The sequence below is a fragment of the Plantactinospora siamensis genome (genome assembly GCF_042434095.1).
Taxonomy (GTDB): Bacteria; Actinomycetota; Actinomycetes; order Mycobacteriales; family Micromonosporaceae; genus KBS50.
Genome location: NZ_JBHLUE010000017.1, coordinates 93,850 through 115,637, shown reverse-complemented (window position 1 = coordinate 115,637; position 21,788 = coordinate 93,850). Strand labels below are relative to the sequence as shown.

The 21,788-nt window shown below is 72.5% G+C and carries 17 protein-coding genes; 5 read left to right on the top strand and 12 right to left on the bottom strand.

All coding sequences use genetic code 11. The annotated features are described in order from the left end of the window. Positions 1–58 precede the first annotated feature (58 nt). Entirely contained in the window at positions 59–2,038 is a 1,980-nt protein-coding gene (locus ACFFHU_RS20975; RefSeq protein ID WP_377341419.1) for a primary-amine oxidase, read from the bottom strand. Between the two features lie 191 nt (positions 2,039–2,229). On the opposite strand from ACFFHU_RS20975, the gene ACFFHU_RS20970 reads away from it, so the two are divergent. Further along, positions 2,230–4,779 (top strand): Tex family protein, encoded by a 2,550-nt coding sequence (locus ACFFHU_RS20970; protein WP_377341418.1) that lies wholly within the window; start codon positions 2,230–2,232, stop codon positions 4,777–4,779. A 140-nt stretch (positions 4,780–4,919) separates the two neighbouring features. Here the strand turns inward: ACFFHU_RS20970 and ACFFHU_RS20965 are convergent, their stop codons facing one another. The 3 genes from ACFFHU_RS20965 to ACFFHU_RS20955 are packed head-to-tail and all read right to left on the bottom strand — an operon-like array spanning position 4,920 to position 7,742. Then, entirely contained in the window at positions 4,920–5,927 is a 1,008-nt protein-coding gene (locus ACFFHU_RS20965) for a DUF389 domain-containing protein (RefSeq protein WP_377341416.1), read from the bottom strand. A 49-nt stretch (positions 5,928–5,976) separates the two neighbouring features. Continuing rightward, positions 5,977–6,627: a sugar transferase gene (locus tag ACFFHU_RS20960; RefSeq protein ID WP_377341414.1), complete on the bottom strand. Its 651-nt coding sequence runs from the start codon at positions 6,625–6,627 to the stop codon at positions 5,977–5,979. Continuing rightward, positions 6,624–7,742, bottom strand: a complete 1,119-nt coding sequence (locus tag ACFFHU_RS20955) for a DegT/DnrJ/EryC1/StrS family aminotransferase (protein WP_377341413.1) — start codon at positions 7,740–7,742, stop codon at positions 6,624–6,626. The genes ACFFHU_RS20960 and ACFFHU_RS20955 overlap by 4 nt, the downstream gene beginning before the upstream one ends. Positions 7,743–7,901: 159 nt before the next feature. On the opposite strand from ACFFHU_RS20955, the gene ACFFHU_RS20950 reads away from it, so the two are divergent. Together ACFFHU_RS20950 and ACFFHU_RS20945 are read left to right on the top strand one after the other, a co-directional pair. Further along, a complete protein-coding gene (locus tag ACFFHU_RS20950; protein WP_377341412.1) occupies positions 7,902–9,143 on the top strand; it encodes a glycosyltransferase family 4 protein in 1,242 nt (413 codons plus the stop codon). Further along, complete coding sequence (locus tag ACFFHU_RS20945; protein ID WP_377341411.1) at positions 9,140–9,766, top strand: GNAT family N-acetyltransferase; 627 nt, start codon at positions 9,140–9,142, stop codon at positions 9,764–9,766. The genes ACFFHU_RS20950 and ACFFHU_RS20945 overlap by 4 nt, the downstream gene beginning before the upstream one ends. A 27-nt stretch (positions 9,767–9,793) precedes the next feature. Here the strand turns inward: ACFFHU_RS20945 and wecB are convergent, their stop codons facing one another. From wecB to ACFFHU_RS20910, 7 genes are all read right to left on the bottom strand, one after another. Then, a complete protein-coding gene (gene wecB, locus ACFFHU_RS20940; protein WP_377341410.1) occupies positions 9,794–10,921 on the bottom strand; it encodes a non-hydrolyzing UDP-N-acetylglucosamine 2-epimerase in 1,128 nt (375 codons plus the stop codon). Continuing rightward, a complete protein-coding gene (locus ACFFHU_RS20935; protein ID WP_377341408.1) occupies positions 10,918–12,042 on the bottom strand; it encodes a polysaccharide biosynthesis C-terminal domain-containing protein in 1,125 nt (374 codons plus the stop codon). Before ACFFHU_RS20935 ends, wecB begins: the two co-directional genes overlap by 4 nt. Beyond that, positions 12,039–13,076 carry a polysaccharide biosynthesis protein gene (locus ACFFHU_RS20930; protein ID WP_377341406.1) on the bottom strand — a complete coding sequence of 346 codons (1,038 nt, stop codon included), beginning with the start codon at positions 13,074–13,076 and terminating at the stop codon, positions 12,039–12,041. The genes ACFFHU_RS20935 and ACFFHU_RS20930 overlap by 4 nt, the downstream gene beginning before the upstream one ends. A 138-nt stretch (positions 13,077–13,214) precedes the next feature. Continuing rightward, positions 13,215–14,810, bottom strand: a complete 1,596-nt coding sequence (locus ACFFHU_RS20925; RefSeq protein WP_512699506.1) for a DUF8712 domain-containing protein — start codon at positions 14,808–14,810, stop codon at positions 13,215–13,217. 208 nt (positions 14,811–15,018) lie between these two features. Beyond that, positions 15,019–16,233 (bottom strand): oligosaccharide flippase family protein, encoded by a 1,215-nt coding sequence (locus ACFFHU_RS20920; RefSeq protein ID WP_377341847.1) that lies wholly within the window; start codon positions 16,231–16,233, stop codon positions 15,019–15,021. A 143-nt stretch (positions 16,234–16,376) separates the two neighbouring features. After that, on the bottom strand, positions 16,377–17,234 hold the full coding sequence (locus ACFFHU_RS20915; protein WP_377341402.1) for an FkbM family methyltransferase: 858 nt from the start codon (positions 17,232–17,234) through the stop codon (positions 16,377–16,379). Between the two features lie 164 nt (positions 17,235–17,398). Next, a complete protein-coding gene (locus ACFFHU_RS20910) occupies positions 17,399–18,661 on the bottom strand; it encodes a glycosyltransferase family 4 protein (protein WP_377341400.1) in 1,263 nt (420 codons plus the stop codon). A 256-nt stretch (positions 18,662–18,917) separates the two neighbouring features. On the opposite strand from ACFFHU_RS20910, the gene ACFFHU_RS20905 reads away from it, so the two are divergent. After that, a complete protein-coding gene (locus ACFFHU_RS20905; protein WP_377341398.1) occupies positions 18,918–19,973 on the top strand; it encodes a glycosyltransferase in 1,056 nt (351 codons plus the stop codon). A gap of 69 nt (positions 19,974–20,042) precedes the next feature. On the opposite strand, the gene ACFFHU_RS20900 is transcribed toward ACFFHU_RS20905, so the two are convergent. After that, complete coding sequence (locus tag ACFFHU_RS20900; protein WP_377341397.1) at positions 20,043–20,759, bottom strand: hypothetical protein; 717 nt, start codon at positions 20,757–20,759, stop codon at positions 20,043–20,045. 257 nt (positions 20,760–21,016) lie between these two features. Here ACFFHU_RS20900 and ACFFHU_RS20895 point away from each other — a divergent pair, with 257 nt between their 5' ends. Next, complete coding sequence (locus tag ACFFHU_RS20895) at positions 21,017–21,781, top strand: class I SAM-dependent methyltransferase (RefSeq protein ID WP_377341395.1); 765 nt, start codon at positions 21,017–21,019, stop codon at positions 21,779–21,781. Positions 21,782–21,788: the final 7 nt, after the last annotated feature.

Genomic DNA, 21,788 nt, shown 5'->3' with positions numbered 1-21,788 from the left:
CGGCCGCCGGCCGTCTTCGAACGCCGCCGACCGCCGGCCCGCGCCGGCGGTTCGGTGGTCAGTGACATGCCGGGTCGCCGTCCGCCGACCCGTTCGCGCAGTGCCCGCCGGTGCTGGCCGGTACGTCCAGCGTCGGGTTGCGGTCGAAGAAGCCGCTGGGCTTGAGGGTGAAGCCGCAGTACTCCACCGGCATGACCGGCCAGTCCTCGGTCCGCGGGAAGTGGGTGGTGCCGAACGTGTGCCAGAGCACGATGTCGGCGTCGTCGATCGCCCGGTCCTTGGCCACGAACGCCGGCAGCCCGCCCGCGCCGGGGTGCTGGTTGACCTGGTCACCGGCCGGATAGCGCTCGGCCGGGTCGTACCGGGTGACCCAGAGGTGGCGGGTCGCGAACGCCGCGCGGCGCGCGATGGACGACCCGGCGTCGGCCAGCAGCGCCGGCGCGTTCTCGGGCCGGAGCAGGTAGCCGACCGGCTGGCCCAGCCGGTTGGTGCTGGTCGGGTTGAGGATCCGCCAGACCCGCCCGGCCGTCGCGTCGGCCAGCCTGGCCCCCTCCGACTCGGACCGCAGCCGGGTCACCTTGCGGGTGAACGCGTTGCCGTACGGGTTGTCCGGGCCGACCGGAACCCGGCGCACGTCCAGCTCCTCGACCGCGTTGCCGGTGCCGTCGAGCATCATGTCCAACCGGGCGCTGAACAGGTGCTGGTGGTACGGCGCGCCGAGCCCCGGCGCGATCTGGGTGGCGTACTCGCTGTCCTGCGCGTACGCCGAGGTGAAGACGACGCCGGTGGCCTTGACCTCCAGCTGGATGGTGCCGTCGAGGTAGAGGTACCAGTAGAAGCCGTAGTCGTAGTTGCCGACCGTGACGAAGAAGGAGATGACCAGCCGGCGCTGCCGGCGGGTCTCGGCGGCCTCGGTGAACAGGTCGGTGTGCTTCCAGAGGACCCCGTAGTCCTCCTCGTGCATGCAGATGGCGTTGGGCACGACCCGGGGCCGCCCCTCCCCGTCGGCCAGCACGGCGTCGAAGTAGTGGATCTCGCCGAGGCAGTCGCAGCCGAGGACCAGGGAGTTGACCTGCTGGCCAAGCAGGTACTCGCCGGCGTCGAAGTAGTTCTGCCAGAACCGTACGGGGGACGGATCGGCATACGGGACGACCATCTCGGCGACCGACGCGCGGTAGATCAGCGGTCGGTCCCGGTCACCGTCCCGGATCGACAGCTGGTGCAGCACCAGCCCCTCGCGCGGGTCGAAGCCGACCCGGAAGGTCCAGTTCTCCCAGCTGACCACGTCGTCGGTGACGGTGAAGCTGGCCCCCTCGGGCTGGGTGATCTCGATGGGCTTCAGACTGGTCCGGATGGGGCCGACGTACTCCGGGTCGTCGTAGTTGCCCTCCTCCTCCGGCACCGGCAGCAGCTCGTGGTCGATCAGCTCGACCACGCGACGCTCGATCAGGTCGACGTAGGCCACCACGCCGTCGATCGGGTGCGCCCAGCAGTGGTCCTCGGGCCGGTGCGCCACGAAGGACAGCACCCGCAGCATCCGCCGGCCGCGCTCCCCGGGAAAGTCGAAGTTGCCGGCCGACAACGGGCACGGCCGGACCAGGTCGAAGTCGGTGATGCCGCGCCGGGCCAGCGCCGCCCGCCAGGCCGGGTCGGCCTTGACGATCTCGTCGACCGCGATGAACTCCTCCAGCAGGATCGGCGGCTGGCCGTCGACCGCCGGATCGATCTCCACCACCTCGTCCAGCGCCTTGCGCCCCAGCGAAGCCACCGCGCTGCGGCAGGCCCCGGTCGTCACGTCCAGCAGCACCGCGCGGACCCGCCGGTCCAGCTCGGCGCCCGGCCGGTGGGCCAGCACCTCGTCCTTGGCCGGTTCCTCCAGGGCCAGCAGCGCGAAGCGCACGGTCGGGCCGAGCAGCCCGTGCGCGTCGAACAGGTCGCGCGCGGCGTCGATCTCGGCGGCGGTCAGCCGGCTCAGCGGGTGGGTCGCGGCCCCCTCCGGCGCGGCCCCGGCCGGCTGGTCGGCGGCAAGGCTCGTCATCGCTGCACCTCCGCTAGAGATCGACGCCCCTCCGACCTAACCGGAAAGTTTGGAACGTGTCCAGAGTCGGTCTCGCGTTCGTCCGGCTGCGGACGGTCAGCAGCCGGGCGGCCCGTGGCCGGTGGGGCGACGGGTCGGCCGCGGCCGGATGCCGGCACAATGCAACCGGAACACCGGGGTGGAGGAGAAACGTGACCGACGCAGTGCACCAGCGGATCGCCGAGGAACTCGGGGTACAGCAGCGACAGGTGCGGGCCGCCGTGGACCTGCTCGACGGCGGCGCCACCGTGCCGTTCATCGCCCGGTACCGCAAGGAGGCCACCGGCGCCCTGGACGACGCCCAGCTGCGCACCCTCGAGGAGCGGCTGCGCTACCTGCGCGAGCTGGAGGAACGCCGGAGCGCGGTGCTGGAGTCGATCCGCGCCCAGGGCAAGCTCGACGAGGCGCTCGCCGCGCAGATCATGGCGGCCGACTCCAAGGCCCGGCTCGAGGACATCTACCTGCCGTACAAGCCGAAGCGCCGGACCCGCGCGCAGATCGCCCGGGAGGCGGGCCTGGAGCCGCTGGCCGACGGCCTGCTCACCGACCCGTCGCAGGACCCGCGGGCCGCGGCCGCGGCGTTCGTCGATCCGGAGCGCGGCGTCGCGGACCCGACCGCGGCCCTCGACGGCGCCCGCGCCATCCTCATCGAACGCTTCGCCGAGGACGCCGACCTGATCGGATCGCTGCGCGAGCGGATGTGGTCGCGGGGCCGGCTCTCCTCCCGGGTACGCGAGGGACAGGCCGAGGCGGGCGCGAAGTTCGCCGACTACTTCGCCTTCGACGAGCCATACACCCGGTTGCCCTCGCACCGGGTGCTCGCGGTCCTGCGCGGCGAGAAGGAGGGCGTGCTCGAGCTGACCATGCAGCCCGAGGCCGCCGACGAGGCCGATCCGGCGACCGGACCGAGCGGGTACGAGGCCGAGATCGCGGCCCGGTTCGGCGTGGCGGACCGGGGTCGACCGGCCGACCGGTGGCTGGCCGACACGGTCCGCTGGGCCTGGCGTACCCGGATCCTCATCCACCTCGCTGCCGACCTGCGGATGCGGCTGTGGCAGGCGGCCGAGGAGGAGGCGGTGCGGGTCTTCGCGACCAACCTGCGCGACCTGCTGCTGGCCGCGCCGGCCGGCACGCGGGCCACCATGGGCCTGGACCCGGGCCTGCGCACCGGGGTGAAGGTGGCCGTGGTCGACCCGACCGGAAAGGTGGTGGCCACCGACACCATCTACCCGCACGAGCCGCGCCGGCAGTGGGACGCCTCGCTCGACACGCTCGCGAGGCTGGCCGCGGCGCACCGGGTGGACCTGGTGGCCATCGGCAACGGCACCGCATCGCGGGAGACCGACCGGCTGGCCGGCGACCTGATCAAGCGGCACCCCGAGCTGGGCCTCACCAAGGTGATGGTCTCCGAGGCCGGCGCCTCGGTCTACTCGGCCTCGGCGTACGCGTCACAGGAGCTGCCCGGCCTGGACGTCTCGCTGCGCGGCGCGGTCTCGATCGCCCGCCGGCTGCAGGACCCGCTCGCGGAGCTGGTCAAGATCGACCCGCGGTCCATCGGGGTGGGCCAGTACCAGCACGACCTGTCCGAGACCAAGCTCTCCCGGTCGCTCGAGGCGGTCGTGGAGGACTGCGTCAACGCGGTGGGGGTGGACGTGAACACGGCGTCCGCGCCGCTGCTGGCCCGGGTGTCCGGGATCGGGGCGGGGCTGGCCGAGAACATCGTGCTGCACCGGGACGCCAACGGCCCGTTCCGGACCCGTACGGCGCTCAAGCAGGTTCCCCGGTTGGGACCGAAGGCGTTCGAGCAGTGCGCCGGCTTCCTGCGCATCGCCAACGGCGACGACCCGCTGGACGCCTCCGGCGTGCACCCCGAGTCGTACCCGGTGGTGCGCCGGATCCTCGGCACGACGGGCGGCGACCTGCGGTCGCTGATCGGCAGGAGCGCGATCCTGCGCGGGCTGCGGGCCACCGACTTCGTCGACGACACCTTCGGGTTGCCCACGGTCACCGACATCCTGGCCGAGCTGGAGAAGCCGGGCCGGGATCCGCGGCCGGCGTTCCGGACGGCCGCCTTCGCCGACGGCGTGGAGAAGATCGGTGACCTCTCCCCCGGGATGCTGCTGGAGGGCGTGGTCACCAACGTGGCCGCCTTCGGCGCGTTCGTGGACGTGGGCGTGCACCAGGACGGACTGGTGCACGTGTCGGCCATGTCCAAGACCTTCGTCAAGGATCCTCGGGACGTGGTCAAGTCCGGCGACGTGGTCCGGGTGAAGGTGCTGGACGTCGACGTACCGCGCAAGCGGATCTCGCTGACCCTGCGCCTCGAGGACGAGCCCGGCGCCGGCGGCGGGCAGCGCGGCGAGCGGACCAGTGGCGGGCAGCGCGGCGACCGGCCCGCCACCGGGCAGCGCGGTGACCGGACCGGCGGCCAGCGTGGCGGCGACGCCGGGACCGGCCGGCCGCGCGGCGACGACGCCGGCGCGGAGCGGGGCCGGCGCGCGGACCGCGACGGGCGGGGCGGCGATCGGGCCGGCGCGGGCCGCGGCGGGGCGGGTAGCGGCGGCGCGGATCGGCGCGACTCGGACCGCCGCGGCGGCTCCGGCGGCAGCGGCTCGGGCGGGAGCGGCTCGGGGGGCTTCGCCGGCGGCGGCGCCATGGCCGACGCGCTCCGCCGGGCCGGCCTGGACAAGGGCCTCCGCTGAGCAGCCGGAAGGAAGGGCCCCTCCTTATCGCTTTCGGTATAGGAAGGGGCCCGTCTTAACCGCTGGGCTTCGGCGCGACCGGCGGGAACAGGCGAGGCGGCCGGAACACCGCCCGGTCGGCGTGCATACGGTGGTCCGGGTCAGCCCCGCGGGGCGCGCGGCCGGGCCGGTCGCGGGCGGCGGGGCCGGACCGCGTCCGGGCGGGGCCGGGCGACATCGGGGTGGCGCGACCTGATCCGGGACCACCAGGCCCGCTGGATCAGCAGGGTCAGCACGCCGGCCAGCACGATCGCCGAGACGTTGATCAGCAGCTGCAGGGCCGAGCCGACCGCCTCGTGGGTGACGCCGTACGCGGTGGCCACCGCGACGTTCGCGGCGGCCGGGACCGTTGTCACGGAGATCAGCACCCCGACCAGCGGCCCGGCGTTGTTCGAGGTCAGCGACAGCATCCCGGCCACCCCGGCGAGCAGACCGACCACCCAGGACAGCGCGTCGGGCCGCCAGATGAAGCTGGTCAGCGGGCGATCGTCGGACAGCATCGAGCGGTCGATCAGGCCGAGCGCGGTGAGCAGCCAGGTGGCCAGCACGGTGACCGCGATCGCGACCAGGAATCCGACGATCAGGGCGGTCAGCGAGCGCCCGATCACCGCGCGGCTGCGCCGGACCAGCGCCACGGACAGCGCCGCCAGGGGGCCGAAGTCGGGTCCGACCACCATGGCGCCGACGATCAGGATCGGCTGGTCGAGCAGCACCCCGATGCCCGCGATGATCGTGGCCACGGTGAACAGCGCCAGGTACGTGGCGGACAGCCGAGTCTGCTCGCCGGTCTTGTGCGCGATCTCGTCCCACACCACGGCGTCGGTGCCGAGCCCCGGCGCCGCCCGGGCGGCCCGTTCGGCGGAGCTGGACAGGCAGATGTCCACCTCCTCGACGCTGATGGCGCCGGTGGAGTCGATGCCCAGCCGCTGCAGGCCACCGAGCACCTCGTCGGCGCCCTCCCGGGCGACGTCGCAGAGCACGAGGTCGCCCTCCGGCCGCCGGGCCGCCCCCGGCAGCACCGCCAGGTGCGCCACGGCCTCGTCCCCGGTCAGCAGCTCGACGACATCGTCGGTCCGCGACCGCGGCACGATGATCCGCAGGTGCAGCACCGCCGCGTACCCCCATTCCCCGCGCCGGGCGGCGCGGTCGGGGGCAACCCTATGCGGCGGACCCGCCGGCCCCGGCGGTGGCCGGGGCAACCTGGCCCCGGTCAACCGGCGGCCGCGGGCGGACCAGTGCCTGCGCCGTGCGCAGCAGGATGACGATGTCGCCGAGGAAGCTCCGGTTCTCGACGTACCGCAGGCACATCTCGACCCGGCGGGGCAGCACCACCGAGAGGTAGTACTCCTCCGGGCGCTCCACCGCGGCGAGTTCGGCCGATTCATGCCGGAAGGCGATCTGGGTCGGATCGGTGATCCCCGGCCGGACCGACAGGATCCGGTGCCGGGCGGCCGCGGGCCAGTGCATCACGTACCGCCAGACCTCCGGTCGCGGTCCGACCAGGCTCATGTGCCCGACCAGCACGTCGTAGAACTGGGGCAGCTCGTCCAGCTTGGTGGCCCGTAGAAAGCGGCCGACCCGGGTGATCCGGTCGTCCGAATCGGCGGTCACCTGCGGGCCCGGTCCCGACCGCATGGTCCGCAGCTTGTGCATCCGGAAGGTCCGGCCGTGTCGGCCCGCCCGCTCCTGCCGGAAGATGACCGGACCGCCGTCGTCGAGCTTCACCGCGGCGGCGAGCACGAGCAGGACCGGCAGCAACAGCAGGAGGGCCGCCGCGGAGACGACCACGTCGAAGAGTCTCTTGATCACTGCAACACCTTGGCTACGGCCTGGATGACCTGGTCGACCTGACCGTCGTCCATGGCGGAGAAGATCGGCAGGCTGACCACCCGGGGGAACTCGCGGCTGGCCACCGGGAACATCTCGTTGCTGAGGCGGTACCGCTCGCGCCAGTAGGTGAACATGTGCAGCGGCATGAAATGCACGCCCGTGCCGACGCCCAACCGGGACAGTTCGGCCACGAAGTCGTCCCGGCCGAGCCGCGCGTCGGGCCGGAGCCGGGCCACGAAGAGATGCCAGGAGTGGACGTCGCCCTCGTCGGCCCGGCGGGGCAGCTCCAGGGGCAGGTCGGCGAAGGCCTCCCGGTAGCGGTCGGCGATGTCCTCGCGTCGGCGTCGCATCGCCGCCGCCCGGCCCAGCTGGACGAGCCCGAGCGCGGCGGCCGGGTCGGTGAGGTTGTACTTGTGACCCGGCGCCACGATGTCGTACTGCCAGGCCGGCCGATCGCTGCGGTACCGGGCGAAGACGTCCCGGTCGAAGCCGTGCAGCCGCATGGTCCGGATCCGGGTGGCCAGCGCCGCGTCCCGGGTCACCACCATGCCGCCCTCACCGGTGGTGATGGTCTTGGTGGCATAGAAGCTGAACACCGTTGCGGCGCTGCCGCCGGTTCCCACCGCTACGCCGGCCCGACTCGCCGGGAAGGAGTGGGCGGCGTCCTCCACCACCGCCAGCCCGTGCCGGCGGGCGAACGCGGTCAGTGCCGAGTCCTCGACCAGCTGCCCGGCGAAGTGCACCGGCAGCACCGCAGCGGTACGCCCGGTCACCTTTGCCGCCGCGTCGGCCAGGTCGATCTGGAGGGTCACCGGATCGACATCGACGAAGACCGGGTCGGCGCCCGCGTGCACGACCACCTCCGCGGTCGCGGTGAAGGTCCAGGTAGGGACCAGGACCTCCATCCCGGGACCGATGCCGAGCGCCTCCAGCGCCAGGTGCAGCCCCGCCGTGGCGGAGTTGACGGCCACCGCCGTGACGCCGCCGCCGCAGCTTTCCGCGAAACGCGTCTCGAATTCGCGGACGCGCGGACCGGTGGTCAACCAACCGGAACGGAGCGCGTCCACGACCGCCGAAACTTCTTCGTCATTCACGTCGGGTAATGCGAATGGCAGCCAACCGTCGGGCATTCCGTTCCTCCTGCTCGGGGTTTCGCGCCGGTTCCGGCACTCGTGAGGATATGCTTCTTTCTCCGGTATTGACGGCAATAACCCGTGATAGGTGATTTGCGAATTAGCCTCGTGAGGTGATCCGTGCGGATAGGCCTGCTCACCCAGTGGTTCGATCCCGAGCCGGGCCCGGCGAGCCTGCCGGGCGTGCTGGCCCGCGGGCTGGCCGACCGCGGTCATGAGGTGCGGGTGCTGACCGGTTTTCCGAACTATCCAACGGGCCGGCTGGCCGCCGGATACCGGTTAAGCCGGCGAATGGACGAGATCCGCGACGGGGTGCGCGTCCGTCGGGTGGCGCTCTACCCGAGCCACGACGCGTCGGCCGCCCGGCGACTGCTGACGTACGCGTCGTTCGCGAGCTCCGCGTTGGTCTCCGGCATGGACGCCCTGCGCGGCCTCGACGTGCTCTGGGTGAGCAACTCCCCGATCACCGTGGCGCTGCCGATGTGGTACGCCCGGTACGCGCAACGGATTCCACTGGTGCTTCATGTGCTCGACGTGTGGCCCGAACACGCCGAGGCCACCGGCTTCGGCTGGGGCGGACCGGGGCGCCGGATCGTCGAGGGCTGCATGTCGGCCTGGTGTTCCGCCATGTACCGCTCGGCGGCCCGGGTCGCGCACATCTCCCCCGGCGTCGGCGACCTGTTGATCCGGCGCGGCGTGCCGGCGGAGAAGCTGCGCTACGTGCCCATGTGGGCCGACGAGAACCGGCCGGCGACCTCCGGTGACCTCCGCGTCGAGCTCGGCATCGGGGCCGACCAGGTCGTCCTCGTGTACGCCGGGACTCTCGGCGCGGCGCAGGGCCTGGACACCCTGCTCGACGCCTGCGCCCGGCTGGCCGATCCCCGGCTGACGGTGCTGATCGCCGGCTCGGGCGTGGCGGAGGACCGGCTGCGGGCTCAGGCCGCGACCGCGGGCCTGACGAATGTCCGGTTCCTCGGCCGCCTGCCGAGGGAGCGGATGCCGGCCCTGATGGCCGCCGCCGACGCCTGCTTCGTCAGCCTGCGGCGCAGCGTCATGGCCGCGTACACGATGCCGAGCAAGGTGCAGGCCACCCTGGCCGCCGGCCGGGCCATGCTGGCGGCCGCGGACGGTGACGTGGCCGCGGTGGCCCGGGAAAGCGGCGCCGGCCTCACCGCCCGGCCCGGTGACGCCGCTTCGGTCGCCGACGGCCTCCGGGAACTCTGCGAACTGGGCCGGGAGAAGCTCGAACTCCTCGGCCGGGCCGGCCGCGCCCACTACGAACGCGCCTTCTCGGTGGCGGCCGGCGTCCGGCGGATCGAGGCGGCGCTGACCTCCGCCGCCGCCACCGGGAGGCGGCGATGAGCGAGACGGTGCTCCGGCCCGGGGACGACCTGCGGCGCCCGGATGTTCCCGCCGCGGCGGCGCTGCACCTGCGCGCCTTTCCCGCGTTCTTCATGGCCAGCCTTGGCGCGCCGTTCCTGCGCGAGTTCTACCACGGGTTCGTCGATGACCCCGACGCGGTGACCGTGGTCGGCCGGGCCGACGACGGCCGCCTGCTCGGGGTGGTGGTCGGCACGCTGGACCCCGGCCGGTTCTTCGGCCGGCTGCTCCGGCGACGCGGCCTGCGGTTCGCGGCGGTGGGCGCGCTGGCCGCCGTGCGTCGCCCGCGGACCGCCGTCCGGCTGCTGCGCGCCGTCGCGTACCGGGGAGAGGTGCCCGGCGACGCGTCCGGGGCACTGCTCAACTCCATCTGCGTCGATCCCACCGCGGAACACGCCGGCCACGGCCGGCGGCTCATCGCCGCCTGGTGGGACCGGGCCCGGGAGCGCGGCGCCACGTCCGCCTTCCTGGTCACCGACGCCACCGGCAACGACCGGGTCAACGACTTCTATCGGCGGGCCGGCTGGACACTGGTCGACGCGTACACCACCCCGGAGGGACGGCGGATGAACCGCTACCGGCGGTCGGTCCTCGACCGCCGGTGAGGCCGGCCGCGCCCTGTCCGGAGGCGCTCACCGCGGGCGGATACCGGCCCAGGAGTGATGCTGGCGGACGGTCGACAGGATGAAGTCGACGACCCGCCGGGAGGTGTCCGGCACGAGGTAGTCGGCCGGACAGGGCACCCCCTCGACCCGGGCCTGCCGGACCGCCACCGCCACGGCCTCCACCACCCCCGCGGGGTCCAGGCCGGTCATGATGATGGTCCCGGCGTCCAGGGCCTCCGGCCGCTCGATCGAGTCCCGCAGGGTCACCGCCGGAAAGCCGAGGATCGCCGCCTCCTCGCTGATCGTGCCGCTGTCCGACAGCGTGCAGCGGGCCTGCGACTGCAGCCGTACGTAGTCGAGGAGGCCGAACGGCTCGTGGAAGGAGATGCCCTCCAGGCTCGTCGGCTCGGGCGCGAGCGCCTCCAGCCGCTTGCGCGTCCGGGGATGCGTGGAGACCAGCACCGGCAGTTCGGCGGCGCGCCGGACCGCGCGCAGGCAGTCGAGCAGCCGGACCAGCCGCGCCGGGTCGTCGACGTTCTCCTCCCGATGCGCGCTGACCAGGAGGTAGCCGCCCGGCGCCAACTCGAGCTGGTCGAGGATCCGGGACCGGTCGATGGCCGGCCGATAGTGCTCCAGGACCTCGCGCATCGGCGAGCCGGTATGCAGGATCCGGCGCGGATGCAGCCCCTCGGCCAGCAGGTTCCGCCGGGCGTGCTCGGTGTAGACGAGGTTGAAGTCGGCCACGTGGTCCACGAGCCGGCGGTTCGTCTCCTCCGGCACGTTGAGGTCGAAGCACCGGTTGCCGGCCTCCATGTGATAGACCGGGATCCGCATCCGCCGGGCGATCAGCGCGGCGATGCAGCTGTTCGTGTCGCCCAGCACCAGCAGGGCGTCCGGGCGCAGCTCGGTGATCGCCTGTTCCACGGCGATCAGCACGCCGCCGAGCATCCGGCCCAACGAGCCGGTGTCCACCCGCAGATACCGGTCCGGCGGCCGCAGCCGCAGCTCGGTGAAGAACACGTCCGACAGCGTGGGGTCGTAGTTCTGGCCCGTGTGCAGGAGCGTGTGGTCGACGGTCTCATCCAGCCGCGCCAGCACCCGGGACAGCCGGATGATCTCCGGCCGCGTTCCGACGACCGTCATCACCCTGGTCACGCGGGCACCACCACCGGGTCCGGCAGGACCGCCTCGACCCGTTCGGGGTAGGTGTCCGGCCGGTCCGGATCGAACAGCTCGTTCGTCCAGAACAGCGTGAGCAGGTCGGTGGAGCCCGTGTTGACCAGCCGGTGGGCCCACATCGCCGGCATGTCCACGACGACGGGATCGTCCCCGCGCACCGCGAACCGCACGAGCCGCGGACCGTGGCAGACCCGGCGCAGGGCGATCTCCGCCGTACCGCGCAGCACCACGAAGCGTTCCACCTTGGCCAGGTGGAAGTGCTCACCCCGGACCGCGCCCGGCCGGGTGGTGGAGCAGAACGCCTGCCCCGGCCCGCCGTCGGCCCTTACGGCCTCCACCAGGTCGCCCCGGGCGTCGCTGCGGCGGACCAGCGGCAACGGGTAGTGCGCGGGGAAGCAGTGCGAGCGGTAGGCGTTGAACAGCCGTACCGAATGACGGTCGGCCAGCGGCGGCAGCTCACCGGCCCGGTATCCGGCGGCCACCATCGTCAACCGGTCGGCCAGGTCCCGCACCCCGATCCGCAACGCCGGCATGGCCGCGTCCCAGGAACCGCCGGCCGGCGCGCCGATCAGCCGGGCCGCGGCGTCCGTCACGTGCACCAGCTCCAGCTGGCGGTCCGCGAGCACCTCGGGGCGGCCGCCGTCGGCGAGCACCCGGCAGAAGGTCGCCACCACCGAGTTGTAGTGCGGCCGGCCGTGCTCGCCGTACAGATTCGGCAGCCGGACGTCGTCCAGTTCCCCCGCGCCGGCCAGGGTGGCCGCCGCGGCGGCCTTGGAGTCGCCGTACGGGGTGCCGTTGCCGACCTGCACCGAGTTGGCGAACACGATCCGGGGTGGCCGCGCGCAGCGGGCCATCCCCCGGACCACCGCGGCCGCGAGCTGGACGTTGCCGGCCGCGACGTCGGCCGGTGCGCCGCGGTTGACCCCGGCCAGGTGCAGCAGCAGGTCGGCGTTGTCGACCAGCGCGGCGAACCGGACGGGATCGTCGAGGTCGGCCCGGCCCACGACGGCCGGTTCGGGCCAGCCGAGCGCCCGGGCCAGGACCCGGACGTGCCAGCCGAGGAACCCGCCGGCCCCGGTGAGGGCGAGCCGCGTCACGCCGGCACCACGTCCCGCAGCGCCAGCTCCGCCCGGATCTCCGGCAGGCCCGCCAGCAGCCGCACGACTTCCGGTACGGCGAGCCGGCGCGCGTTGGCCGAGGTGAAGTCCTGGTGGGCGATGACCTCTCGATCACCCTCGCTCACGTACAGCGCGTAGTTGAGATCGCGGGCGTCCACCGGCACCCGGAAAAAGTCCCCGAAGTCGTCCGCCTGCGACAACTCCTCGCGGCTGGCCAGCGTTTCGTGGCGCTTCTCCCCGTGCCGTACGCCGATCACATCGATCTTCGACGGCCCGCCGAAGAGCTGGCAGACGGCCTCCGCGAGGTCCCCCATGGTGCAGGCCGGGGCCCGGCGGATGAACACGTCACCGGGGCGGGCGTGGGTGAAGGCGTGCTCCACCAGGTCGACCGCCTCGGAGAGCGACATCAGGAAGCGGGTCATCCCGGGGTCCGTCACGGTCAGCGGCCGGCCGGTCTTGAGCTGCTCGACGAAGAGCGGGATCACCGAGCCGCGGGAGTACATGACGTTGCCGTACCGGACGCAGCAGACGGTCGTCTCGCTGCCCGCGCTGTTGCGGGCGTGCGCCTGGGCCACCTTTTCCATCATGGCCTTGCTCATGCCCATGGCGTTGATCGGATGGACCGCCTTGTCGGTGCTGAGAACGACCACGGACCGCACGCCGTTGCGCTCGGCCGCCTCGATCACGTTGGCGCTGCCCAGCACGTTGGTGCGGACCGCCTCCAGCGGAAAGAACTCGCACGACGGCACCTGTTTGAGGGCGGCGGCGTGGAAGATGTGGTCGACCCCCCGGGTGGCCGTCACGAGGCTGTCGAAGTCCCGTACGTCACCCACGTAATAGCGCACCCGGTCCGAGCCCAGCTGACGCCGCATGGCGTCCTGTTTGGCCTCGTCCCGGCTGAAAACGCGGATCTCATCCACCTCCGCGTCGAGCAGGCGGCGGATCATCGCCTGGCCGAACGAACCGGTGCCGCCGGTGACGAGCACCCGGCGACCCACAGAGGCGAGTGTCATATTGCTCCTCCGCGCTTCCATTTCACGAGAAACGAACGTGCTACCGATGGGCCTTACGCTGGGCAAACGGCCGCCCACGTGCACAACGACCCGGCCCGGGCGAGGTCGCGCCGCGGCGGGAGGAGTGCCCGGGCGCCCTCAGCCGCCGGGGAGAGGCAACCGCTTGCTCGACCGACACATCAGCCAGGCGCCGAGGATTCCGATGACCAGATGGGCCGGCAGGGAGGTCAGCATCGTGTAGTAATCCGATTCCGCTTTGACGGCGGATGGGAAGACGGCGATGATGAAGGCGAAGGCCCTGGGGTCGGCCTCCGGCCGGAACAGCCCGTCGAACATCCGGTAGCCCATGCCCATGATGAGCATTCCGGGAAGCAGGATCGGCCAACCTCCGCTCCGGTAGAGGTCACTGACGGGCGTGACCGCGGAAGCGGAGAAAATAGTGGGTGGCTGGTCGAAATACACCTGGCCGAACATCCACCCCGGATTTTCAACGGGTTTGTCCGGCCAGATCGCCCGGGGAACCATACCGATGAACGGAGCACGCAGGAACCGCACCGGATCCAGGTAGGGAATCTGCGTCGGGGTCCGTTGCCAGACGATGGCCACGCTGTCGATCATGCGTATCCGGAACAGGAAGACGTCGTTCGAGCGTTGCCTCCCGTCCGCGGACTTCAGCGAGTCGGACAGGACGTTCGGGGCGGAGCTGAGGGCGGACGACAGGGAGGCGGAGTCCACCCCCCCGGTCGGATTGTTCTGCCGCACGATCTCCCGGTAGGCCGCGTTGAACGGCACGGCCACCGCCAACAGCAGGACCACGGAGGCGGCCAGCAGATGCCATGGCAGCCGGCGGCGCACCGCGCCGTACGGGATGAGCACGGCCAGCATCGTGAGGAAGAACGCCTCCTTGGAACCCCGCAGCATCCCGGTGAGAAGTTCGATGGCGAAGAGCGTCCAGAGGGTCGCGCGACCGCCCCGGATCATCGGGTCGAAGGCGCGGAACGCCGCGCCACCGACGCCGACCAGGGTCATCTGGGAGACGAAGTACACGGGTTGGGTGGTGGCCATCGGATTGGACAGCGACACCGTCGGATCGCCGACGTATCCGTACCGGCCGGTGAGGGCGAAGTTCACCAGGTAGCCCGCGGTGCCCAGGCCGTAGACCAGCCACGGCATCGCCGGCCCGCGGAGCACGGACCGCGAACCACCCAACACCGTGGACAGCGCCGTGGTGGCCAACCCGACGATGAGCCGGGGAGGACCCAGTCGATATCCCACCGCCCAGGCGCCATAGGCGACGGCCACCATGGCCAGCGCCCCGATGACACTCGACCGGTCGATCAGGGAGACCCAGTTGAAGCCGGCGCTGGGATCGTTCTCCAGCCACTGCAGGGACAGCACGCCGAGGACCAGCGAGGACCACAGCAGGTGCCAGGAACCGATGCGCCATCGCGCGATCCCGAGATCGGACCTCGCCACGCCGGCCACCACCAGCATGGCGGCCGTCAGGACCAGCAGCACCGAGACGACGCCGAGCACGAGCTGAATGGCGAACGGGGGGTGCAGGAGGCCGATCATCAGCCAGGGCATCATGGCCGCGGCGCCGAGCAGCGGCACCAGGCCGGCCAGCCGGGCGAAGTCGCGGGCGGGCGGGGCCGCGTCGGGGGGGAGGGAGAGCAGCGCGGGTGTCGGCTTGGCGGCCCGCACCGGTTGCCGGACCGACTCCGGCGGCCTCATCAAGGTCAAGGTCAATCCTCACAGCACGTCGAAGGCAGCCGGCTCGTCCGGGCGCTCGATGCTCCCCCGCCGGCCCCCTCCGGCGGACCCCCGGCACACCCGGTGCCGCAGTTCAGCAAGGGGCTGCGAACCCCCGAAGTAGAACGAGCGGAATGCCGGGAGGTTGTCGTGCTCGAGTGCCATGGCCGGGCTGCGGGCAGGGCCGCCGTCACGCCGAGGTCCTGGCCGCCGTCTCGGTCCTTGCGCGCGGCTCGACAAGGGAATCGACGACGCCCCCGTCCGCCACGGCCGACCGGCCGGGCAGGGCTCGCAGCATGAGAATCAGCGCCACTCCCGCCGCCACCGTGGAGGCGAGCGCCGCACCGGGCAGGCCCATCGTGGGCAGCAGTACGGCGAGCAGCACCGCCACGGCCACCGCCGAGATCCCCTGCGCCCGAGCCACCGCGAGCGGCCTGCCGTGGCCGCGAAGCAGGTCCGCGCACACCATTCCGCAGGCCAGCAGGGCGGTGCCGGGAGAGAGCAGCCAGATCAACAGCACCGCGCCGCGAAAGCCGGCGCCGAACACCGACGGCACCACCCAGGGCGCCGAGGCCGCGACGGCGAGCAGCAGGACGGCGGACAGGACCGCGCTGGTCCACACCGCCCGGCGTTGCAGCGCCAGGGCGCCCTGGGCGGACATGGTGTGCGAAGCGATCCGCGGATAGACCACGCTGCCGACCGCGCCGACCAACGGAAGGGCCAGGTTGGTGACGGAGGTCGCCACGGCGTAGTGCCCCAGGGCGGCCGGGGCGACCGCCATCGACAGGACCAACTGGTCCAGCCGGCCGGTGAGGGTGGTCGGAACCGCGGCGGTGACCTGGCTGACGCCGTACCGGAGCAACGGACGGGCCAGGTCGGCCCGGCCGCGTCCGCCGGCGAGACCGTGCCGGCGGCAGAGGGCGTACGCGAGAACGGTCTGCGCCACCATGGTCAGGCACAGCGTCCAGACCAGGGTGGTCAGGGTCAACCCGCCGGTCAGATAGAGCAGCCCGAGCACCGCGAGGTAGGCCAGCGGCTGGCTGATCCGGACCAGGTTCCACAACGCCAACCGGGTGGCCAGCAACGCGAACGTGTAACTGGCCCCGACGAAGGTGGGCAGGCAGGTGAGGAACACCAGACGGTATCCCCAGACCGCCTCGCCGTGGTGCCGCCCCAGCATCGGCGCGGCCACGAGTCCAGCGCCGATGGCGAGCAGCCCGGTCACCAGCATGATGTTGCGCGAGGTGGCCAGATGGTCGGCGGCGCGGCGCGGTTCCCGCGCCACGTGGTAGGCCACGGCGGCCGTCTGACCGAGTTGGCCGACCATGAGCAGCGTCCCGAACCAGGTCATGATGGCCGCGTATTCACCCCGGGGCGCCGGACCGAGCGACCGGGCCGCCAACACCCCGCCGAGGCCGGCGCTGCCTACCGAAACCGCGTTGACAATCGCGGTACGGGCGATGCCGACGCGCAGCTCGGTGCCGCGAAGCCGGAGCGACAGGCGCGGTCGTCGGTGGCGATGCCGGACCCTCCTGACGGTCGGGCCGATCACCGCCGTCCGGACTTCCACCAAGCCACCCGGGGCAACCGTTCCGCCGCCTCCTCCGTACACAGCACGTAGTTGCCCTCGATGAAGGTCTCCAGGTCAGGATCCCAGCCGGGATAGCCTTCCACCCCACGCGGGGTCAGCTTGCCCACCCGGTATCCGTGCGGCTGCGCGAGATCGAACACATCCTTGAGGAAGCGCCGCGGGTACACCCACCGGTGGTTGTACTCGAACTGGACGACCGAGATCCGCTGTGCGGCGAGGCAACCCCCCGCACCGGAGAGCACGGCGAAGTCGTGCCCCTCCGTGTCGATCTTGAGGAGATCGATCCGCTCGACCCCGGCGGTCCGGACGTACTCGTCGATCGTGCCGGTGGCGACCCGCTCGGTCGCGGTGACGGCCGCCAAGCCGTCCGTCGGGTGCAGGGAGTTCCGGCCGGCGCCCGGGCCCACGATGAACATCGGACGCTCGCCGGCATCGTCCGAAAGGGCCAGCCGGTTCGACCGCACCTCCGGCGGCACCCGCTGGCACAGCATCGCGAAGGTGGCCCCGGCCGGCTCGAAGGCGTGAATTCGCGGGGGCTCGCTCCGGCCCGCCTGGGCGGCCTGCCGGAGCAGTGCGAGGCTCCATTCGCCGATGTTCGCCCCGACATCGAAGGCCGTGAACGGTTGGTCCGGCGCCGCGGTCCGCAACATCCAACGCTGCAATGCGTACTCGCCGTTGAGGTACGGCGAGTTGGGCAGGTCCAGACGGGCCCGGCGCAGGGCGAACCGGGCGGCGCGGACCGCCTGCCGTCTGCCGACAACGCCACAAAGGGTGTCGACGGCCAGCGCCGCCGCCCTGTGCGGGGTAGAGACCATGGTGTTCCCATCACTCGGGGCCGGCCGAGCCACCGTCCACCGGCGCCGGAGCGTCCCGCATCCAGCGGCTCCGAGGCGTCCCGCGGACCGGGCCGGTGTGGGCGGTCCGGAGCGGACCGCAGCTCGGCACACTCACCCTGGACAACGACGGATCGATGGCCGGGTCACGCCGGCGGGCCGGCGCCGAGGGCCCCCGGTCGCATCGCCCGGCCGAGCACCTCGTCGAAGGTCTCGAGGAAGGGCTCCAGCGCCCGCTTGGCGGAGTAGTGCTCGACGGACCAGGCGCGACCCCGGGCGCCGAACTGACCGCCGGGCCCGGTCAGCAGGTCGATGGTCCGCTCCGCCACCAGGCCGGGCAGGTCGACGGCCGGGCGCTGCGGCACGAGCCAGCCGGTCAGTCCGGAACGGACGAGCTGTCGGGCGCCGGCCGAGTCGGTGGACACGACCGGCAGGCCACTGGCCATGGCCTGCAGGACGGACAATCCGAGACCCTCCTCGTACGAGGTTTGCAGGAACACCGACGCCGCCCGATAGAGCGGGCCGAGATCGTTCCGCGGGACGTCGACGCGGATGTCGATCGATGCGGCGAGCCCGAGCTGGCCGATCAGCCGGGGCAGCGCCTCCGGCACGGGGCCCTGCCCGGCCAGCACCAACGGCGGGCACCGGTCCGGGCCGAGCCGCTGACGCACCGCCGCGTAGGCATGGATCATCCGATCGAGGCCCTTGCGGGGATCGTTGAGGCGGCAGACCGACAGCAGCGGTCCCTGCCGGCGCCAGCCGGCCGGGTCCGGAGCGAAGAGGTCCACATCGATGCCGGGCGGGGCCAGCCGGACGTGCCGTTGCCCCACCCCACGCACGTGCTCGAACATCTGCCCGTTTTCCGTCAGCACCGCGGCCACCCGGCGGAGCACCCGGCGTTCGACGCGAGAGGTGAGAACGGTCATGCCCTGCCGCCAGAGCCGAGCGGCGGACAGCAGGTCCCGCGGGCGGTCTTCGCGCTCCCACCGGACGGTGCTGGCGACCTGCAGGATGACCGGACGCCCGGCCGACAACGCCGGCGCGGCCCATGCCGGCGCGCCGGCCACCACCTGAACAAGGTCGTAACCCCGCAACGCCCGGGTCAACTCCGGGCGCGGCCGGTATCGCATGACCTCGACCTCGACGGCATCCGCGCCCCAGTGGTCGTGTGGCACGGGCTCGGTACGGGCCGCTCGCAGGCTGGGCCGGGTCCAGGATCGCGGTCGGGTCAGCCGCCGGCTGTACGGGTCGACACGCGAACCGGCGAGATCATGAAGATCGACGCGGTGACCCAGGGAGCGCAGGCCGTCGAGCAGCCATCGCGCCACCTCGGGCACGCCACCTCCGCCGTCGATGCCGTGGCTGAGCAGCGCGATGCGCCGGGGCGTCACCTCGAGCCGTGCGGTCACCTCGACGGCTCCGGCCTGACGAGCATCATCGGGACTCCAGCGACCGGGCCTCCAGCGCAGCGCACCCTCACACCGAGCCAAACGACGCGTACCGCCGCCGGTGACGTCCTCCGCCCGGCACGCGGCCGACGCGGACGTGACCTGCCGTCGTCGTTGTCGTTAGGGCCTTTGTCGACGTCCTCGGCCCGGTCGAGGCGCGCTTCTGGCGGCGTCTGCCACCACCACCACGCCGGGGAACCGGCGAGCGGGAGGCCACATGTCACAGGATGTGCCGCTCGTGGACATCGCCGGCAGCGAACTGGGCGGGGCGGCGAGATGGCGGATCGAGCTGGAGGGCTACCTGTCCGAGCATCCCGGCGCGGCGGATCCCGTCGGGTTCGGTCAGCGGATCACTCCGGCCTGGCTGCTGCGTCGGGACCGGCTCGCGCGGGATCGCCGGCTGGTGATCGCCGCGAACAACATCTCGTTCGTCACCGCCGGCGCCGAGCGTCGGCTCCTGCTGCGCAACGCGCTGCACTTCCTGGACCGGTCCGAGGAGCGGCTGCTGGCCGGCATGCCGCGGGCCTTTCGGATCAAAATCGCCGTGGTACGGCGGTTGGCGACCCGCGCGGACCTGGTGGTCGTGCCCACGTCCACCATGGCCGAGCGGGTGCTCCGCCGGCTGCCGACGCTGGCCACCCGGCTGGTTGTCCGGCCTCACCCGGTGAGCCCGATGGGCGCGCGGCGAGCCAACCCGGAGGCGTTCATCCTGGCGCCGGTCGTTCCCGGGCCGTACAAGAACCTGATCCCGCAGCTCCGCCTGCTCGCCTCGGTGGCGGACCGGATCGGGCACCCGGCCCGGATTCTGGTCACCGCTCGGCCCCGCGATCTCCCCGCCGACCTGAGCGCCAACCCCCGCGTCACGCCGGTCGGCACGATGCCGCCCGAACCACTGGCACGGCTGTGGCGGTCCTGCTGGGCAGCGTTCTACCCGTCCGCGCTGGAGTCCTTCGGGTACCCCCTTGCCGAGGCGAGGGTCTACGGCGTACCGATCATCGCTCCGGACCGATCGCAGTCGCGGGAGTTGGCCGGTGCGGCGCTGCGGGGTTACCACCCGAGCGACCCGCACACCCTGGAGGCGGCCCTGGCCGGCTCGGCGGAAGCACCGACCGCCGAGCCCGACGCGTTCGACCGGGACGGCTATTTCGCATCTCTGCTGGACCGGTCGCGGGCGGCGAGCGTGGACAGCGGCACGGGCCGTCGCCCGGCGACGCAGCGCGAAGCGGTCGAGGAGATCCGGGCGGCGCCGTCGGCGCCCGAGGTCGGCGGCTGACTGCCTGGCCGGGGCCGCCCGTCCAGATGCGCCTTGGCCGGGCATCGGGATGTGCGGCCCTGCGTGGCGTCAGTCGACCCGTTGATAGACGAAGAAGTCGGCGAACGACGTCTCCGTCCCCGACCCCTGGTAGGGGAAGCGGTTGGGTATCCGATCGACCAGCGTCCAGTGCGGCAGGCGGGCCCGGATGTCGGCCACCACGCTGCGGTGCCGGACGTGTGGCGCGGTGCGCTCCCGCAGCGTGAGAGTGTCGGCGTCGCTCGTGAAGAGCACGACCATCCGGCTGGCTGCGCCGAACACGTGGCGCAGGTGCAGCGCGTAGGTGTCGTCCTCGACGAGGTGATAGATGACGTCGAGCGACAGCGCGAGCTCGGCCGTGACGAAGCCGGCGGGATCAACGAACCGGTGCGGGTCGTAGCGCAGGAAGCTCTTGGTCGGGTCGGCCGAGAAGCGGGCCATCGTGCCATCGAGGATGGCCGGTGCGACGTCCAGGCCGAGGTAGCGCGGATAGCTGGCGAGGGCCAGCTGCTGGCCGTCCCCGCAGCCGAACTCCACAACCGAGCGGATCCGGTTCCGCTGCACCAGGTCGTTGAGGATCTCGGCCTTGAACTCGGCGAGCCGACCGGCCGATCCGTTCCCCGACGTGCCACCCGCCGCGTAGTGCCGTTGCCAGTATTGGGCCGAGCCCGGAAATCGCCGCCGTTGCAGGCTGATCGACGCCTGCCGGGCGGCCGGACCGAGCAGCGGCACCTTCCGCAGCGACCGCTTGATGGCGCTGGCATTCATGTCGTCCCCATCGTCGAGCCTGCCCTGGACAGCCCTGCTCGGTAGCCCGGCGCGACGAGAGCCGACGCCAGTCCCCGCGATGAAGAACGTCCGATTCGCCGCGAGGACACGCGCCGGCGCCGCACCAGCGTCGCCGGTTCCAGGTCGCGGCCCGTCCGGCGTGACCGGCCCGAGGGGCTCTCGTTAGTCAGGTCGCGCCCATCGGTGCGCCGCTGGTGCTGCGTCCCCGCCTCGAGCAGCAGATTGGAGCCGCCCGGATGACTGCGGCACGTACCTCACCGGGTTCGGCCCAGGCACGGCTCTACGAGTCGTACGCGAGCACCCACGCCGGCGTTGGCGACGGACGTGCGGCCGCCCTCGTCTACCGGCGGGACATCCGGCCCCACCTGCTGCGGCCCGGCGAGCCGGCACGGGTCCTCGACATCGGGTGCGGGCAGGGCGATCTGGTCCGGCTGATGCTGGCGGACGGGCTGGACGCGTTCGGCGTGGACGTCAGTCCCGAGCAGGTCCGGTTGGCCCGGGACAGCGGGCTTGTCCGGGTCCTGGAGGGCGACTTCCACGACCGCCTGCACGCGGAGGCCGGCGGGTGGGACGCGGTCGTGGCCACCGACGTCCTGGAGCACCTGGCCACCGACGACCTGTTGCGAACGTTCGAGAGCGTGCTGCACGCGCTGCGGCCCGGCGGCGTCTTCGTGGCCAGGGTGCCGAACGCCACCAGCCCGGTGGGCGGCCACATCATGTACGGGGACATCACCCATCGGACCTGGTTCACCCCCCGCAGCGTGGCCCAGCTCGCCGCCGTCGCCGGGTTCGGGTCGGTGGCCTGCTTCGCGTGCCCGCCACCGGTCCACGGCGTGCTGAGTCTGATCCGGGCGGCGGCCTGGCGGCTGGTCAGCGCCGGCTACAAGGGCGCCCTGATCGTCGAGACGGGCCAGCTGAGGAACCACATCGTCACCCAGAACCTGACGTTCGTGGCCCGGGCCACGGGCGCCGACGGCGCTCGGCGGGTGGGCTCGGGCTGACCGCGGC